14 protein-coding genes and 1 rRNA gene are annotated in these 15601 nt (G+C 59.3%); 6 read left to right on the top strand and 9 right to left on the bottom strand.

Annotated elements, in window-relative coordinates; translation table 11 throughout:
- Window positions 1-70 precede the first annotated feature (70 nt).
- A complete protein-coding gene (locus AC0IYN_RS00150; protein ID WP_078047716.1) occupies window positions 71-436 on the top strand; it encodes an antibiotic biosynthesis monooxygenase in 366 nt (121 codons plus the stop codon).
- Here the strand turns inward: AC0IYN_RS00150 and AC0IYN_RS00145 are convergent.
- From AC0IYN_RS00145 to msuE, 4 genes are all read right to left on the bottom strand, one after another.
- On the bottom strand, window positions 425-1528 hold the full coding sequence (locus AC0IYN_RS00145; RefSeq protein WP_457239720.1) for a sigma-54 interaction domain-containing protein: 1104 nt from the start codon (window positions 1526-1528) through the stop codon (window positions 425-427). The genes AC0IYN_RS00150 and AC0IYN_RS00145 overlap by 12 nt on opposite strands.
- Window positions 1529-1539: 11 nt before the next feature.
- A complete protein-coding gene (locus tag AC0IYN_RS00140; protein WP_457239721.1) occupies window positions 1540-2727 on the bottom strand; it encodes an acyl-CoA dehydrogenase family protein in 1188 nt (395 codons plus the stop codon).
- A gap of 194 nt (window positions 2728-2921) precedes the next feature.
- On the bottom strand, window positions 2922-4064 hold the full coding sequence (gene ssuD / locus AC0IYN_RS00135; RefSeq protein WP_010211585.1) for an FMNH2-dependent alkanesulfonate monooxygenase: 1143 nt from the start codon (window positions 4062-4064) through the stop codon (window positions 2922-2924).
- A 9-nt stretch (window positions 4065-4073) separates the two neighbouring features.
- Window positions 4074-4637 carry an FMN reductase gene (msuE, locus tag AC0IYN_RS00130; RefSeq protein ID WP_406599911.1) on the bottom strand — a complete coding sequence of 188 codons (564 nt, stop codon included), beginning with the start codon at window positions 4635-4637 and terminating at the stop codon, window positions 4074-4076.
- Window positions 4638-5037: 400 nt separating this feature from the next.
- Between msuE and AC0IYN_RS00125 the strand changes: the two genes are divergently transcribed.
- The 3 genes from AC0IYN_RS00125 to AC0IYN_RS00115 all read left to right on the top strand — a co-directional run bounded on the left by AC0IYN_RS00125 (window position 5038) and on the right by AC0IYN_RS00115 (window position 8558).
- Window positions 5038-5307: a hypothetical protein gene (locus AC0IYN_RS00125; RefSeq protein WP_406599910.1), complete on the top strand. Its 270-nt coding sequence runs from the start codon at window positions 5038-5040 to the stop codon at window positions 5305-5307.
- Window positions 5308-5539: 232 nt separating this feature from the next.
- Complete coding sequence (locus tag AC0IYN_RS00120) at window positions 5540-6700, top strand: cysteine desulfurase family protein (RefSeq protein ID WP_471840101.1); 1161 nt, start codon at window positions 5540-5542, stop codon at window positions 6698-6700.
- Window positions 6701-6749: 49 nt separating this feature from the next.
- Complete coding sequence (locus AC0IYN_RS00115) at window positions 6750-8558, top strand: aminopeptidase P family protein (protein ID WP_471840100.1); 1809 nt, start codon at window positions 6750-6752, stop codon at window positions 8556-8558.
- Here AC0IYN_RS00115 and AC0IYN_RS00110 read toward each other — a convergent pair.
- Complete coding sequence (locus tag AC0IYN_RS00110) at window positions 8551-9459, bottom strand: LysR family transcriptional regulator (protein ID WP_406599907.1); 909 nt, start codon at window positions 9457-9459, stop codon at window positions 8551-8553. The two genes, AC0IYN_RS00115 and AC0IYN_RS00110, sit on opposite strands and share 8 nt — an antisense overlap.
- Before the next feature lie 115 nt (window positions 9460-9574).
- On the opposite strand from AC0IYN_RS00110, the gene AC0IYN_RS00105 reads away from it, so the two are divergent.
- On the top strand, window positions 9575-10561 hold the full coding sequence (locus AC0IYN_RS00105) for a zinc-dependent alcohol dehydrogenase family protein (RefSeq protein ID WP_457239725.1): 987 nt from the start codon (window positions 9575-9577) through the stop codon (window positions 10559-10561).
- On the opposite strand, the gene AC0IYN_RS00100 is transcribed toward AC0IYN_RS00105, so the two are convergent.
- From AC0IYN_RS00100 to rhtA, 4 genes are all read right to left on the bottom strand, one after another.
- Complete coding sequence (locus tag AC0IYN_RS00100) at window positions 10558-11148, bottom strand: 2-hydroxychromene-2-carboxylate isomerase (RefSeq protein ID WP_406599905.1); 591 nt, start codon at window positions 11146-11148, stop codon at window positions 10558-10560. The two genes, AC0IYN_RS00105 and AC0IYN_RS00100, sit on opposite strands and share 4 nt — an antisense overlap.
- A gap of 36 nt (window positions 11149-11184) precedes the next feature.
- On the bottom strand, window positions 11185-11916 hold the full coding sequence (locus AC0IYN_RS00095; RefSeq protein ID WP_406599904.1) for an SDR family oxidoreductase: 732 nt from the start codon (window positions 11914-11916) through the stop codon (window positions 11185-11187).
- Window positions 11917-12027: 111 nt separating this feature from the next.
- A complete protein-coding gene (locus AC0IYN_RS00090) occupies window positions 12028-12309 on the bottom strand; it encodes a hypothetical protein (protein WP_016980214.1) in 282 nt (93 codons plus the stop codon).
- A 164-nt stretch (window positions 12310-12473) separates the two neighbouring features.
- Entirely contained in the window at window positions 12474-13361 is an 888-nt protein-coding gene (gene rhtA / locus AC0IYN_RS00085; protein WP_471840098.1) for a threonine/homoserine exporter RhtA, read from the bottom strand.
- Between the two features lie 698 nt (window positions 13362-14059).
- On the opposite strand from rhtA, the gene AC0IYN_RS00080 reads away from it, so the two are divergent.
- Window positions 14060-15596 (top strand): 16S ribosomal RNA (locus AC0IYN_RS00080).
- Window positions 15597-15601 lie beyond the last annotated feature (5 nt).

Below are 15601 nucleotides of genomic sequence, written 5' to 3'. Positions count from 1 at the left end.
CTTAACTAGAGGTTTTACCCTGCGTGGCATCGAATCGCAAGATTCTGCCTACAGAGAAAGGGGAGTGTTCATGCAGGTATCAGAGAAAAGTCGCAGCTTCACTCAATTGATCGAGTTTCAGATCGAGCCCCGGCAGCAACGCGCCCTGGTGGCGGCGTTGACCACTCAAAGCGAACGCCTGGCCCAAGGCCATGGCGGCTTTATCAATGCGAGTGTGCAAGTCAGCGATGACGGCCGGCGGGTGCTCAATTACCTGCAATGGCGTTCGCGCGAGGATGGCGAGGCGGCCTTCAAATGCTTCGAGCACGGTGAGGAGGATTTCTGGACGCTGATTCGCGCCCACCAGGCCACGGCCGTGACCTTCGGCTCATTCCAGGTGCTGCGCAGTTTCGAGCGCAGCCATGACAACGCGTTGCACTGCCGACTAAATGGATAGGTGCAACATGCGCTCGCCCTGCACGTTTTCGCCTGGACGGCGCTTGTTCACCGCCAGCTCGCCGATCTTGATCAGGCGTGTGCGCGTGACGTTGCGGCTCAAGCCCAGCAGATTGGCGGTGTGCACTTGGTTGTAGTGGCTGAACCGGTAGGCGGCGCGGAGCAGGGCGTCCTCGACCTTTTCATGCAGGGCCCCGGCCTGTTCCTCGAACAGCTTTTGGAAGGCCCGCGCCAGCAACGCTTCGGCACTGTTGTCAGCGCCGTGCTGGCTGTCGTCCTGACGTTCGATGCGCATGTTCGACAGGCGCAAATCGTCGCGTTCGATCACGCCGTCGCGGCAGATCAACAGGGTGTGGTGAATCACGTTTTCCAGCTCACGGATGTTGCCCGGCCAACTGTAGCTCTTGAGTTTTTGCTCGGCCTCGCGGCTGATGGTGATTGGCCCGTAACCCAGGCGCTGGCTGTAGGCTTCGATGAAATGCCGGGTCAGCGGCAGAATATCGCCTGGCCGGTCACGCAAGGGGCTGAGCTCCAGGCTGACCACGTCGAGACGGTAGTAGAGGTCCTCGCGGAAATGCCCGGCGTTGATGGCTTTTTCCAGTTGCACGTTGGTGGCGGCAAGCACCCGCACGTCAATCGGAATGCTCTTGCGCGACCCCAGGCGTACAACTTCGCGTTCCTGTAGGACGCGCAGCAGCTTGACCTGGATCGCCATCGGCAAATCGCCGATCTCGTCCAGGAACAACGTGCCGCCGTCGGCCTCTTCGAACCAGCCGGCCTTGGCACTGAGGGCGCCGGTGAAGGCGCCTTTTTCGTGGCCGAACAGCTCGGCTTCCACCAGCGATTCGGAGAACGCCCCGCAGTTCACCGCCACGAATGGGCGGTTGCGCCGCGCGCTGAGGTTGTGGATATGCCGTGCCACCAGCTCTTTACCGGTCCCGGTCTCGCCGATGATCAGCACGCTGGCTTCGCTGGGCGCCACTTGCTGGATGTGGTCGAGCAGCGCCTGGGATTTGGGGTCTTCGAAGACCTGGGCCGTGGCGCGGATCGACGTCGCGAGGGCGGGCGAGGGCGGTAGGGTCAAAAGCTGCATGGGCACCTCTCTTAGGAATAGAACGTTGGAATCGGCAGGGATTGGTTCAACGCCCAATCCCCGAGTTCGTGGAGCTTGTAGTCCACCGGGTCGTGCAGGGTTTGCGTGCGCAGGTTGCGCCAGTGACGGTCCAGGCGCAGCGATGCGTGGGTCGAACGCGCGCCGGTGACTTCGAACAAGCGGCTGCACAGGTCGAGGCCTTGACGGGTGGCGGCGACCTTGGCGGTGGCGATGGCGATAGCGAGTTGGCCGCGCTCGTTTTCGCTGAGGTTCGGGCCCTTTGCCCAGGCTTGGTCGAGCAACTCCGCGGCGCGTTCCACGAGCAGGCGCACACCCTCAAGGGCGACCCAGAATTCGCCGTAGTGATGCAACACGTAAGGGTCCTGGCGCACATCTTCGGCGCTGGATTTATGCCACGAACGGGTTTCGGTGAGCGTGTAGTTGCGCGCTTCATCGAAGGCGCCTTCAGCGATACCGAGGAACACATGCGTGAAGGTCAACTGGGCGATCAACGGGCGCAGGCAGGCAAAGGGCGTGCTCAGCGGGCCAGGGTCGAGCAGCAGTTCGGATTCTTCGACGCGCACCCGTTCGAAGCTCGCGCTGCCGCTGTCGGTCTGGCGCTGGCCGATGTTGTTCCAATCGTTGTGCAACGTGATGCCGCTGCGGCCGCTGGGGATGGCGGCGATCAGCAGCTTGCCGCCGGCGGTTTCATCCACCGCCGAGGCGATCAGCATTTCCGAGTCGCTGGCGCCGGAACAGAAGCTCTTTTTGCCGGAAAACTCGCGCCAGCCACCGAAATCCTTGACCACCGTGCGCGTGTCCAGCGGGTTGAGGGCGTTGCCCCAGAACCAGTTCTTGCGCGCGGTCTGTTCGAACCAGGGCTGCCATTGGTCCGGGCGTGAAAACAGGCGCACGGTGGCGAGCATCAAGTGGTGAAAACCGAAGACATGGGCGATCGAACTGTCGACCTTGGCGAATTCGCGCACGATGCCAAGGGTGTCACTCCAGCGTGCGCCGAGGCCGCCGTATTGGGTGGGAATGCTCAGGGCCAGCAGGCCGCTCTGGCGCAAGGCGTCGCGTTCGGCTTTGGGTGTGCCACCGCGCTCGTCACGCTCGACGGCGGTGAGGGCGAATTCGGCGGCCAGCAGTTTGGCGGTCTGCAAGGGGGAGGGCAGGACGCTGTGGGGTTTGGCTGTCACGGGGTTTCCTCTATTTGCCTGGTAGGCGCTGGCTTGCTGTGATGAGCAGGCTTGCTGAAGTGAGCTGGCTTGCTGTGATGAGCAGGCTTGCCCTGCGCTGGGCTGCGAAGCAGCCCCCTTGCATCGGCGGCGAACCCGTCGGGGGACAAGCCCCACTCACCACAACAAGCCGGCTCCTACAGAAGAGCAGCGGTTCAGGCCTTTGTCGTCGGCAATACATCGTTGGCAATCATTTCGCCGAACGGGCCAGTGAGGTTGGTGACGCCGCGCCCGGCAAGGCTGGCGTAGGGTTCCGGCAGCAACGGGAACACCAGTTCGGCGAAGCGATAGGCTTCTTCCAGGTGCGGGTAGCCGGAGAAGATGAAGCTCTCGATCCCCAGGTCGGCGTACTCCTTGATGCGCTCGGCGACTTGCTGCGGGTTGCCGACCAACGCGGTGCCGGCACCGCCACGTACCAGGCCGACGCCGGCCCACAGGTTGGGGGCGATTTCCAGGTTGTCGCGGCGCCCATCATGCAGGGCGGCCATGCGGCGCTGGCCTTCGGAATCGAAGCGCGAGAAGGATTTTTGCGCGGCGGCGATGGTTTCGTCGCTGATGTGCTCGATCAACTTGTCGGCGGCTTTCCAGGCGTCCTCTTCGGTCTCGCGCACGATCACATGCAGGCGGATGCCGAATTTTACGGTGCGCCCGTGGCGTGCGGCGCGCTCACGCACATCCGCGAGTTTTTCCGCGACGGCGGCCGGCGGTTCGCCCCAGGTCAGGTACACATCGACCTGTTCGGCGGCGAGGTCGTGGGCGGCATCGGAAGAACCGCCGAAATACAGCGGCGGATAAGGCTTCTGTACCGGCGGATAAAGCGCCTTGGCGTTCTGTACGCGCAGGTGTTTGCCTTCAAAATCCACTGATTCGCCCTGCAATACGCGGCGCCAGATCTGTAGGAATTCGTCGGAGACTTCGTAGCGTTCGCTGTGATCAAGGAAACTGCCGTCGCCGCGGTTTTCGTCGGGGTCGCCGCCGGTCACCACATTGATCAGCAGGCGGCCGTTGGACAGGCGGTCCAGGGTCGCCGCCATGCGCGCCGAGACGGTGGGCGAGATGATGCCCGGACGAATGGCCACCAAGTAGCGCAGGCGTTCGGTCAACGGCACCAGCGCCGAGGCGATGACCCAGGAGTCTTCGCACGAGCGCCCGGTAGGAATCAGCACGCCGTGGTAACCCAGGCTGTCAGCCGCCTGTGCGACTTGCTTCAGGTAATTGAGAGTGACCGGCCTTGCACCTTGTGTGGTGCCCAGGTAATGACCGTCGCCGTGAGTGGGCAAAAACCAGAAAACATCCATGACAAATCCTTACGCGATTTTCAGCAGAGAGGGGGAGTGCGCAGTGAACAACGGTGCTGCACGTTCTGCCGCCAGTTGAATACGGGCTTTTAATAGTTCGCTGGTTATTTGGTAGTCGGTGAAGTCCGCCTCGGTGGCGTACACGCCGATGGGCAGGGTCAGCGCCTGGAAGAAGCTGAACAGCGGACGCAGCTGATGATCGAGGACCAGCGCGTGACGTTCACTGCCGCCGGTTGCAGCCAGGAGCACCGGTGTGTTGATCAACGCGTTGAGGCCGATCAGGTCGAACAGATGCTTGAGCAAACCAGGGTAGGAGCCGCGATAGACCGGCGCCGCGACGATCAGCAGGTCGGCCCGTTCGATGGCCAACAGTTGCGCCTCGACGTCGGCGGGCAGTTCATCGCGCGACAACGCGCCGCCGAGAGGCCGAGCGATGTCGCCCAGTTCGATCAGGGTGGTCTCGATCGGCAGCAACGCAGCGAGTTCAGCCAATACAGCCTGGGTCAGTACGAGGGTGCGGGACGGACGCCAGGTTCCGCCAGAGAGGGCAACGACATTCAGGGGACGGGTCATGAACAGTTCCTTTTTCAACAGTGGTTCATAGCAGGTGGGTGCAACCTGTTGAGCAAGAGCTGTACCAACGAGTGCAGGCCTTGAACGGCGTGGGTTGCAGGCTCACTGCTGAAAAGTGCGGGTGTTGGCTGCCTGGTGATTTGTTGAATGACTGTTGCTAGCGCAACAGTTGCGTGGGCAACAGTGCTGTCGCGGTGCAGCATCATTTATAGAGGGTTACTTTTATTCCGTAAATGAACGTATTTCCATATTTATAGATCATAAGGAAATATAAAGGTGTCGCTATCGAAGCTGCTCAAGCGGTTGATAGCAACTATCACGGCAGGTGATTTTTCCCTGCACGAGGGCGGGAGTAGCCTGTGTTCATTGACTCGAAACCTCCTTTTGCAGGGCCACCGCCATGAACCGATTCCTCGCTGTTTCCTTATTGATTGTCAGTGCTGTCCTTGCCGGATGTGCGACCCATCCATCGCCAGAAATGCGCCCTTACACTGCCGAAGAAACCAAACAGTTGGCCCTGGAAGCGTTGAGTCGTCGTGGTTTGTCCTTTGATGAATATCAACACCAGCGCGCTGCACTGACCGGCCAGCCACAGAAACCCTTTGGCTTTGATCGCCAGGGTGAAATGAATGCCGAACGCAGCGTGACCCTGCATGGTCGTCCCAGTTGAGCCGCGTCCAGCGACAAAAAGCCCGAGGTTTCCCTTTAGGAACCTCGGGCTTTTTGTTTTCCATGGGGCGACTTCAGCCTGTTAAGCTGAATTTCAGGAGCGTTCCTACGCACATTTACATAAAGTGGTCCTTCTTTAATGGCATTCGATCGGTTAAACCTGACGACCTCTGTCCCGGTCCGTGCCCCTGAGACGCTGCTCTCGGGAACCTGCTCTGCGAGTTTTTAACGTCATGAATAAACGTCCGTTGTATTTCGACTACGCCGCCACCACCCCGGTGGACGAGCGGGTCATCCAGGTGATGGTCGAGTGTCTGGGCTTCAATGCCAATTTCGGTAACCCTGCGTCCAGTTCCCATGCGTTCGGCCAAGCGGCTCGGCAAACGGTTGAACAGGCGCGTCGTCAGGTGGCCGAGTTGGTCGGTGCCAACCCGGAACAAATCGTCTGGACGTCCGGCGCCACGGAATCCAACAACCTTGCGATCAAGGGCGTGGCCCAGGCGCGGGGCGTGGCAGGTGGGCATATCATCACCAGCCAGATCGAACACAAGGCCACCCTGGATACCGCGCGACAACTACAGGAGGCCGGCGTGGCCGTGACCTACCTGGTGCCGGATGCCGAAGGCTTGATCAGCGCCGATGCTGTCAGTGAAGCCTTGCGCGAGGACACTTTCCTGGTGTCGCTGATGCTGGTGAATAACGAATTGGGCACCCTCAACGACATCCCTGCCATCGGCGCTCGCGTCCGTGAGCACGGTGCGTTGCTGCATGTGGATGCGGCGCAGGGGGCGGGCAAGGTGGCGATCGACCTGGCGCAGTGGCCGGTGGACTTGATGTCGTTTTCGGCCCACAAGCTGTATGGCCCCAAAGGTATTGGCGCTTTGTATGTCGGCCCGCGCGCGCAACAGAAAGTGTTGGCGCAGATTCACGGCGGCGGCCACGAAGGCGGCCTGCGTTCCGGCACCTTGGCGACGCATCAGATTGCCGGCATGGGCACCGCGTTTGCTCTAGCGGCGGCGTCTTTTGCCGAAGAAAAGGCGGTGATCGTGGCTCTGCGCCAGCGCCTGTTGGACCAGTTGGCGTCGGTGGCCGGCGTGCGCCTCAATGGCAGCGCCACGCAACGTATTCCACACACCCTGAGCCTCACGTTCAGTGAAGGCGAATTCAATGCCGCTGGGCTGAGCGCGGGGATCGCGTTCTCTGCGACGTCCGCCTGCAATTCGGCGAGCAACGCGCCGTCCCATGTGCTGCTTGCCCTGGGCCATGATGCACGCAGCGCCGGCCGTACGATTCGCCTGAGCCTGGGCCGGTTTACCACCGAACAGGATATCGACCAGGCGGTGCAGTTGATCAAGGCATCCCTGGCCAGTGCACCGGCCTTCTGGGCGGTCTGATTCATTTATCGCAACACATAATAATTATTCGTGGTTAGCAGGAGACACAATGAGTACGCAGCCCTTGACCCATGGAACGGTTCCCCAGCGCCTGGCGCATACCCGTGAACTGATGAGCCGCGAGGGCATTCACGCCCTGCTGGTGCCGTCGGCCGACCCGCACCTGTCCGAATACCTGCCGGGTTACTGGCAGGGGCGGCAATGGTTGTCGGGGTTTCATGGTTCGGTGGGGACGCTGATTGTCACTGCAGACTTCGCCGGTGTGTGGGCCGACAGCCGCTACTGGGAACAGGCGACCAAGGAACTCAAGGGCAGCGGCATCGAATTGGTCAAGCTGCAGCCGGGCCAACCCGGTCCGCTGGAGTGGCTGGCCGAGCAGACGCCGGAAGGGGGCGTAGTCGCCGTGGACGGTGCGGTGATGGCCGTGGCCTCGGCGCGCACCCTGGGCGCCAAGCTGGCAGAGCGCGGCGCACAACTGCGTACGGATATCGACCTGTTGGATGAAGTCTGGCAAGACCGCCCGGCGTTGCCGAACCAGCCGATCTATCAACATTTGCCACCGCAGGCCACTGTCAGCCGTGGTGAAAAACTCGCCGCGCTGCGCGCCGCCTTGAAAGAGAAGGGCGCCGATTGGCATTTCATTGCAACCCTGGATGACATCGCCTGGCTGTTCAACTTGCGCGGTGGTGATGTTTCCTTCAACCCGGTGTTTGTGTCCTTTGCGTTGATCAATCAGCAACAGGCCACGTTGTTCGTGGCACTGAGCAAAGTCGATGCTGAGCTGCGGGCGGTGCTGGAGCAGGATGGCGTGACGCTGCGCGACTACAGGGAAGTGGCTGGCGCGTTGCGCGCGGTGCCTACGGGCGCCAGCTTGCAGGTCGACCCTGCTCGTGTCACCGCTGGCCTGCTGGAAAACCTGGATGCCGGTGTCAAGCTGGTCGAAGGGCTTAACCCGACCACATTGGCCAAGTCCCGCAAGAGCCTGGCCGACGCGGAACATATCCGCCAAGCCATGGAGCAGGATGGCGCGGCGCTGTGCGAATTTTTCGCCTGGCTGGACAGCGCACTGGGCCGTGAGCGCATCACCGAACTGACTATCGACGAGCACCTGACCGCCGCGCGCACCCGGCGCCCCGGTTATGTATCGCTGAGTTTCAACACCATCGCGGCCTACAACGCCAATGGGGCGATGCCGCATTACCATGCCACTGAAGAAGAGCATGCGCTGATCGAAGGTGATGGCTTGTTGCTGATTGACTCGGGTGGCCAGTACCTGGGCGGCACCACGGATATCACGCGGATGGTGCCTATCGGCACGCCGAGTGACGAGCAGAAGCGTGACTGCACCCGCGTACTCAAGGGCGTGATCGCCTTGTCCCGTGCACACTTCCCGAAAGGGATCCTGTCGCCCCTGTTGGACGCCATTGCCCGTGCGCCGATCTGGGCGGAAGGCGTGGACTACGGCCACGGCACCGGGCACGGCGTGGGTTATTTCCTCAATGTGCATGAAGGTCCGCAAGTGATTGCCTATCAAGCTGTCACGGCGCCGCAAACGGCGATGCAGCCGGGGATGATCACCTCCATTGAGCCGGGTACTTACCGTCCGGGTCGTTGGGGCGTGCGCATCGAGAACCTGGTGCTCAACCGCGAAGCAGGCAAGACCGAGTTCGGCGAGTTCCTCAAGTTTGAAACCCTGACCTTGTGCCCGATCGATACGCGCTGCCTGGAGCCCGCGCTGCTGACGGCGGACGAGCGCGAGTGGTTCAACGCTTACCACGCTGAAGTGCGTGCGCGGTTGAGCCCGTTGCTCAGTGGTGCCGCGCTTGAGTGGCTGCAGGTACGCACCGCGGCTATTTGATCGGCTGCAGTTCAGGGGCTTGGGCCAGGGCGTCGGCCATGTAGTCGACGAACGCCTTGACCCGGGCTGACTGGCGACGGTTGGGCGCCGACACTGCATGGATCGGCAGCGACTGCGCGGTGTAATCCTGCAACAGCGCGACCACACGGCCGGCCTTCAAATCGTCGTAGAACAACCATAGGGGCGACAGCGCAATGCCGAGCCCCGTCAACACCATTTCCCGCACCGCTTCGGAGTTGTTGCTCTGGGCGTTGCCGGTGATGCGCACGCTGTGCCGTGTGCCCTCCTTTTCGTACACCCACTGGTTCTGGCTGCTGAGCAGGTTAAAGAGCAGGCAGTTGTGCTGGCTGAGCGCCTGCGGGGTTTGCGGTGCGGGATGGCGGGCCAGGTAGTCCGGGCTGGCCAGGGTGACGCGGTGGGTGGTACCGATCTGTCGTGCAATCAAGCCACTGTCGCGCAATTCGCCAATTCGCAGAGTCACGTCCAGGCCTTCGCTGACCATGTCCTGCAGGTGATCGTTGAGTTGCAGGTCCACCTGCACGTCAGGGTATTGCTGCAGGAAATCGCTGAGGCGTGCAGCAATATGCAAGCGCCCGAAACTCACCGACGAACCGATACGCAAGGGACCGGCGATCGCCTCTTTGCCGGTCTGGAAGCTGTGTTCGGCCGCGTCTACTGCAGCGAGGATTTCGCGGCAATGGCTGTAGTACCGCTGACCTTCGTCGGTCAGGGACAGTTGGCGCGTACTGCGGGCAATCAACTTGCCGCCCAGTTCGGTTTCCAAGGCTCGCAGTATTTTGCTGATGGTGGGTTGGGTGGTCTGCATTTCTCGGGCGACTGCGGAAAAACTGCCGCGTTCGATCACCCGAACGAAAATCGCCATTGCGTTGAGTTTGTCCATGAGCTGTCCGATTCATGCCGAAAGGGCATGGGTACTATAGCTTTTCAGCGTCTTATCGGCATGAGTGGGCAGGCGGATCATGGGCTTCATCCTCCTATGACGCGAGATCGCCAACATGACTGATATGCACGCCCTGATTGTGGACACCGTGGATGCGCCGCTTCGGCTGACGACAATGCCCAAACCCGTGGCCGGCACTGGCCAAGTGCTGGTCCGGATTCGCGCCAGTGGCCTTAACCCATTGGACGGCAAAATTCGTGCAGGCCAGGCTGCCCATGCCCGCCAACCTTTGCCGGCGGTACTCGGGGTGGACTTGGCGGGCTCCGTAGAAGCCGTCGGCCCGGGCGCCGGTGAGTGGCAGGTAGGCGATGATGTGTATGCGTTGGCAACCGGGATTGGCGGTGCACAGGGCTCGCTGGCGGAATATGCGGCAGTTGATGCTCGTTTGCTGGCGAAGAAACCCAGGACCTTGAGCATGCGTGAAGCGGCGGTGTTGCCGCTGGTGTTGATTACGGCATGGGAGGGGTTGGTGGACCGGGCCCAGGTAGGTTCTGGACACAAAGTGTTGATCCAGGGTGGTGCCGGTGGTGTAGGGCATGTAGCGGTGCAATTGGCGCTTGCTTATGGCGCTCAGGTGTATGCCACTGGCTCTGCCAGGCATCGCTCGGTTATCGAGGAGCTGGGCGCAACGTTCATTGACTATCAGCAGCAGACGGTTGAAGCCTATGTCGCGCAGTACACCGCGGGCGAAGGTTTCGACATTGTGTATGACACCGTCGGCGGGGAGACGCTGGATGCATCCTTCCGAGCGGCCAGGACCTATCACGGTCATGTAGTGAGTTGCCTGGGATGGGGGCAGCACAGCCTGGCGCCATTGTCGTTTCGTGGGGCGAGCTACTCTGGCGTGTTTACCTTGTTACCGTTGTTGACCGCAAAAGGGTGTGAGCATCACGGGCAGATCCTTTCCGAGGCAGCGCGGTTGATCGATGCCGGCAAGCTCAAGCCGATCATGGATGGGCGTCACTTCGATTTGCACAGCGCAAACGCCGCTTACGATCTGCTCGCAAGCGGCGCGCAAGGGCGCTTGGCGATCGAGATCTAACTCAAGGCTTCGCGCACGAAATCCAGACGGTCCTGACCAAAGAACAACTGTTTGCCTACAAACATGCTGGGTGCACCGAACACGCCGCGTTGAACGGCCTGTTCGGTGTTGTCTTTGAGGGCAGCCTTTACACGTTCGTCATTAGCCAGTGCCAGCAGCTCATCCGGGTCAAATCCGTGCTCGGTGAGCACGGCAGCTACCACGGTGGGGTCTCCCAAGTGACGGCCATCGACCCAAAGGGCGCGGAACAGGCAATCGACAACGTCCAGGAAACGTTCAGGGTGGTGCAATTGGACGCCGGTGATCGCGCGCATCAATACCAGGGTGTTGATGGGAAAATGCGGGTTGAACTGGAGCGGCACGTTGTAGCGACGGGCATAACGCGCCAAGTCATCAAACATGTAGCGGCCCTTGGCAGGAACGGTGATTGGAGAGGCATTGCCGGTGGCCTTGAACACGCCGCCCAAGAGCATGGGTTTGTACACCAACTGCGTACCGGTTGCCGCGCACAACGCCGGCAATTGGGTGTAGGCCAGGTAAGTGGCCGGGCTGCCGAGGTCAAAGAAGAATTCCAGGGTTTTACTCATGGTTGATGCTCGCTGCTTATTGTTATGGGGGCGTGCTTACCAAGTTTCATTCCAGGGGCGCAGGTCCAGTTCGAAGGTCCAGGCGTCGCGTGGCTGGCTATGCAGGTACCAATAGTTATCGGCGATGTGCTCGGGGTTGAGGATGCCGTCCTGGTCCTTGAGCGCGTATTTCTGCGGGAAATTGTCGCGAATGAAGTCGGTGTCGATGGCGCCGTCGACCACGATATGGGCGACGTGGATGTTCCTGGGCCCCAATTCCCGCGCCATGCTCTGCGCGAGCGCCCGAATTCCGTGCTTGGCCCCGGCGAATGCGGCAAAACCTGCACTGCCGCGCAAACCAGCGGTGGCGCCCGTGAACAGAATGGTGCCGCGATTGCGAGTGACCATGCGCTTGGCCACTTCGCGTGCATTCAGGAAACCCGAAAAACAGGCCATCTCCCAGATCTTGAAATACTTGCGCGCGGTTTCTTCGAGGATGCTGCACGGTACGTTGGCGCCGATGTTGAACACGAAGGCCTCGATGGGGCCCAGGTCTGTTTCGATGTGTTCGATCAGTGCGATGACGTCGTCTTCCTTGCGCGCATCGCAGGCAAACCCATGGGCCTCGCCGCCTGCAGCTTGAATACTGTCTACCAGCGGCTGCAATTTTTCGGCACTGCGGCGTGTCACGCAGGCCACATAGCCTTCGCGGGCAAAGCGTTTGGCAATGGCGCCGCCGGTTGCATCACCGGCGCCCACTACCAATACGATTTTCTTGTTGTGCGTCATGGGAACTCCGTTGGCTCGATAGTCGAGCAGGAGTTTAGACGCAGCGCCGCGAAGGGCTGGATTTGTATCTGGAATTTAATAGGAGCAGTCGGGGGGTGACTGCTCGAGCAACTATTTACAGATGACGATCATGCTGCGGCTGGTGTAGCCGGCGGGGTTGAGGCCGAAGGGGTAGTCCCCGGGTTCCTCGGAATTGTCACCGGACTTTGCGATTACCCGGTAGCCCTTGGCGCCGCACGAGTTGGTTGCACTGGTGTAGCACTGGTCCCAGGAAGAAGACAGGCCGGAACAGTTGATATGCAGCCCTTTTTTGCCTCGTTTTACTTCTGTCTTGGTGGTCGCGGCACAGCCAGCAATGGCCATGACCATTAACAGTATCAAAATTCGCTTCATTCCTATCCTTAATAGCCGCCTCGCAATGCTATGGGCCGGCTCTACTCGCTCTCGGGTGTAGCGTTCGCGCTGTCCTTGTCGAAATTCTCCATGAATGACATTCGTTTACGGCTTAAACATGGCCTAAATGCGCGTTAAATACCAGAGCTACATTCAAACAGACTTCAATCAGCGGGCACCAACGGCTTTGACTCGCTGCGCATCGTCACGGTGGCCCCTACGGAGGCCAGAATGATGCAAGTGATTGCCAGCCATTGTGCGAGTGAGAGGTGCTCGTGCAGGAAGAACAGACCGGAAAGGGCACCGAAAGCGGGTTCGATGCTCATGAGCGTGCCGAACGTACGGGCGGGCAGGCGTGTGAGCGCGACCATTTCCAGGGTGTAGGGGAGGGCGGTGGACAGGATGGCGACACCGATGGCGACCGGGATCAGTGCGGGCGTCAGCAATGCACTGCCTGCGTGGACGATGCCGATAGGTGCGACAAATAACGCCGCGATCATCACGCCGAGAGCCGCTGTTTGCACGCCGTTGTCATTACCCGCTTTCTGGCCGTAGAGAATGTAGAGCGCCCAGCAGGCACCTGCCCCCAACGCGTAGCTTGCACCCAATAGATCGATGCCGCTGCTGGTTTCTCCCATGGGGATGAGCAAGAGCAGGCCGACGATTGCCAGGGCGATCCACAGGAAGTCGACGGCACGCCGAGAGGCGTAGATGGCGACGGCGAGCGGCCCTGTGAATTCTAGGGCGACCGCGATTCCAAGAGGCACGCTGCGCAGGGACATATAGAAGAGGAAGTTCATGCCACCGAGCGCCATCCCGTAGACGATGACGGTACGAAGGGATTTGGCCGTCAGCTTTGCGCGCCACGGGCGTAATAGAAGCAACATGATTACGCTGGCGAAAATCAAGCGTAGGGCGGTGGTGCCTTGTGCACCGACGACAGGGAACATGCTTTTGGCCAGCGAGGCGCCGGATTGAATGGACGCCATGGCGATCAACAGCAGGCCGACAGGGAATAACGTCGAGGCCAGGCTGCGGGAGGAGGTGGTCATTGGGGATGTTCGTCCAAAGTCATATTAAGAGAAGCGTGGGCGCTATGATGCTTAACTGTTCGGCGTTGAGCAATATATTGCTCAATTATCCTTTTCGGTGCCTTATAAAGGGGGTTCCTGAAGGTTTTCTGGTTCTTTGATAGAAAATCCAAATTAAGGGTTGACGGCAGATTCTGGAAGTCTATAATTCGCCCCACTTCCGGCGCAGTCGAAACGGAAAACTCCTTGGTAAACAAAGAGTTACGCAGAATTCGACAGCGACTTGCTTCAGTTCATCGAAGCCCAGAAGGAGTTGGTAGGGCAGTGTTGTTTGGCTCTATTAACGTTTCGATCTTCTCGGTCGAAAGCGGAGAAAAAGAGGTGTTGACAGCAGCGTGTAACGCTGTAGAATTCGCCTCCCGCTAACGAGAGATCGGAAGCGCAAGTGGTTGAAGTTGTTGAAGAAATCTTCGAAAACTTCTGGAAATAATCACTTGACAGCAAATGAGGCTGCTGTAGAATGCGCGCCTCGGTTGAGACGAAAGATCTTAACCAACCGCTCTTTAACAACTGAATCAAGCAATTCGTGTGGGTGCTTGTGGAGTCAGACTGATAGTCAACAAGATTATCAGCATCACAAGTTACTCCGCGAGAAATCAAAGATGTAACCAACGATTGCTGAGCCAAGTTTAGGGTTTCTTAAAAACCCAAAGATGTTTGAACTGAAGAGTTTGATCATGGCTCAGATTGAACGCTGGCGGCAGGCCTAACACATGCAAGTCGAGCGGTAGAGAGAAGCTTGCTTCTCTTGAGAGCGGCGGACGGGTGAGTAATGCCTAGGAATCTGCCTGGTAGTGGGGGATAACGTTCGGAAACGGACGCTAATACCGCATACGTCCTACGGGAGAAAGCAGGGGACCTTCGGGCCTTGCGCTATCAGATGAGCCTAGGTCGGATTAGCTAGTTGGTGGGGTAATGGCTCACCAAGGCGACGATCCGTAACTGGTCTGAGAGGATGATCAGTCACACTGGAACTGAGACACGGTCCAGACTCCTACGGGAGGCAGCAGTGGGGAATATTGGACAATGGGCGAAAGCCTGATCCAGCCATGCCGCGTGTGTGAAGAAGGTCTTCGGATTGTAAAGCACTTTAAGTTGGGAGGAAGGGTTGTAGATTAATACTCTGCAATTTTGACGTTACCGACAGAATAAGCACCGGCTAACTCTGTGCCAGCAGCCGCGGTAATACAGAGGGTGCAAGCGTTAATCGGAATTACTGGGCGTAAAGCGCGCGTAGGTGGTTTGTTAAGTTGGATGTGAAATCCCCGGGCTCAACCTGGGAACTGCATTCAAAACTGACTGACTAGAGTATGGTAGAGGGTGGTGGAATTTCCTGTGTAGCGGTGAAATGCGTAGATATAGGAAGGAACACCAGTGGCGAAGGCGACCACCTGGACTAATACTGACACTGAGGTGCGAAAGCGTGGGGAGCAAACAGGATTAGATACCCTGGTAGTCCACGCCGTAAACGATGTCAACTAGCCGTTGGAAGCCTTGAGCTTTTAGTGGCGCAGCTAACGCATTAAGTTGACCGCCTGGGGAGTACGGCCGCAAGGTTAAAACTCAAATGAATTGACGGGGGCCCGCACAAGCGGTGGAGCATGTGGTTTAATTCGAAGCAACGCGAAGAACCTTACCAGGCCTTGACATCCAATGAACTTTCTAGAGATAGATTGGTGCCTTCGGGAACATTGAGACAGGTGCTGCATGGCTGTCGTCAGCTCGTGTCGTGAGATGTTGGGTTAAGTCCCGTAACGAGCGCAACCCTTGTCCTTAGTTACCAGCACGTAATGGTGGGCACTCTAAGGAGACTGCCGGTGACAAACCGGAGGAAGGTGGGGATGACGTCAAGTCATCATGGCCCTTACGGCCTGGGCTACACACGTGCTACAATGGTCGGTACAGAGGGTTGCCAAGCCGCGAGGTGGAGCTAATCCCATAAAACCGATCGTAGTCCGGATCGCAGTCTGCAACTCGACTGCGTGAAGTCGGAATCGCTAGTAATCGCGAATCAGAATGTCGCGGTGAATACGTTCCCGGGCCTTGTACACACCGCCCGTCACACCATGGGAGTGGGTTGCACCAGAAGTAGCTAGTCTAACCTTCGGGAGGACGGTTACCACGGTGTGATTCATGACTGGGGTGAAGTCGTAACAAGGTAGCCGTAGGGGAACCTGCGGCTGGATCACCTCCTTAATCGA

Source organism: Pseudomonas sp. AC112 (assembly GCF_979253545.1).
Note: the sequence above shows the minus strand (reverse complement) of the source record. Positions and strands in the feature narration are given on the sequence as shown.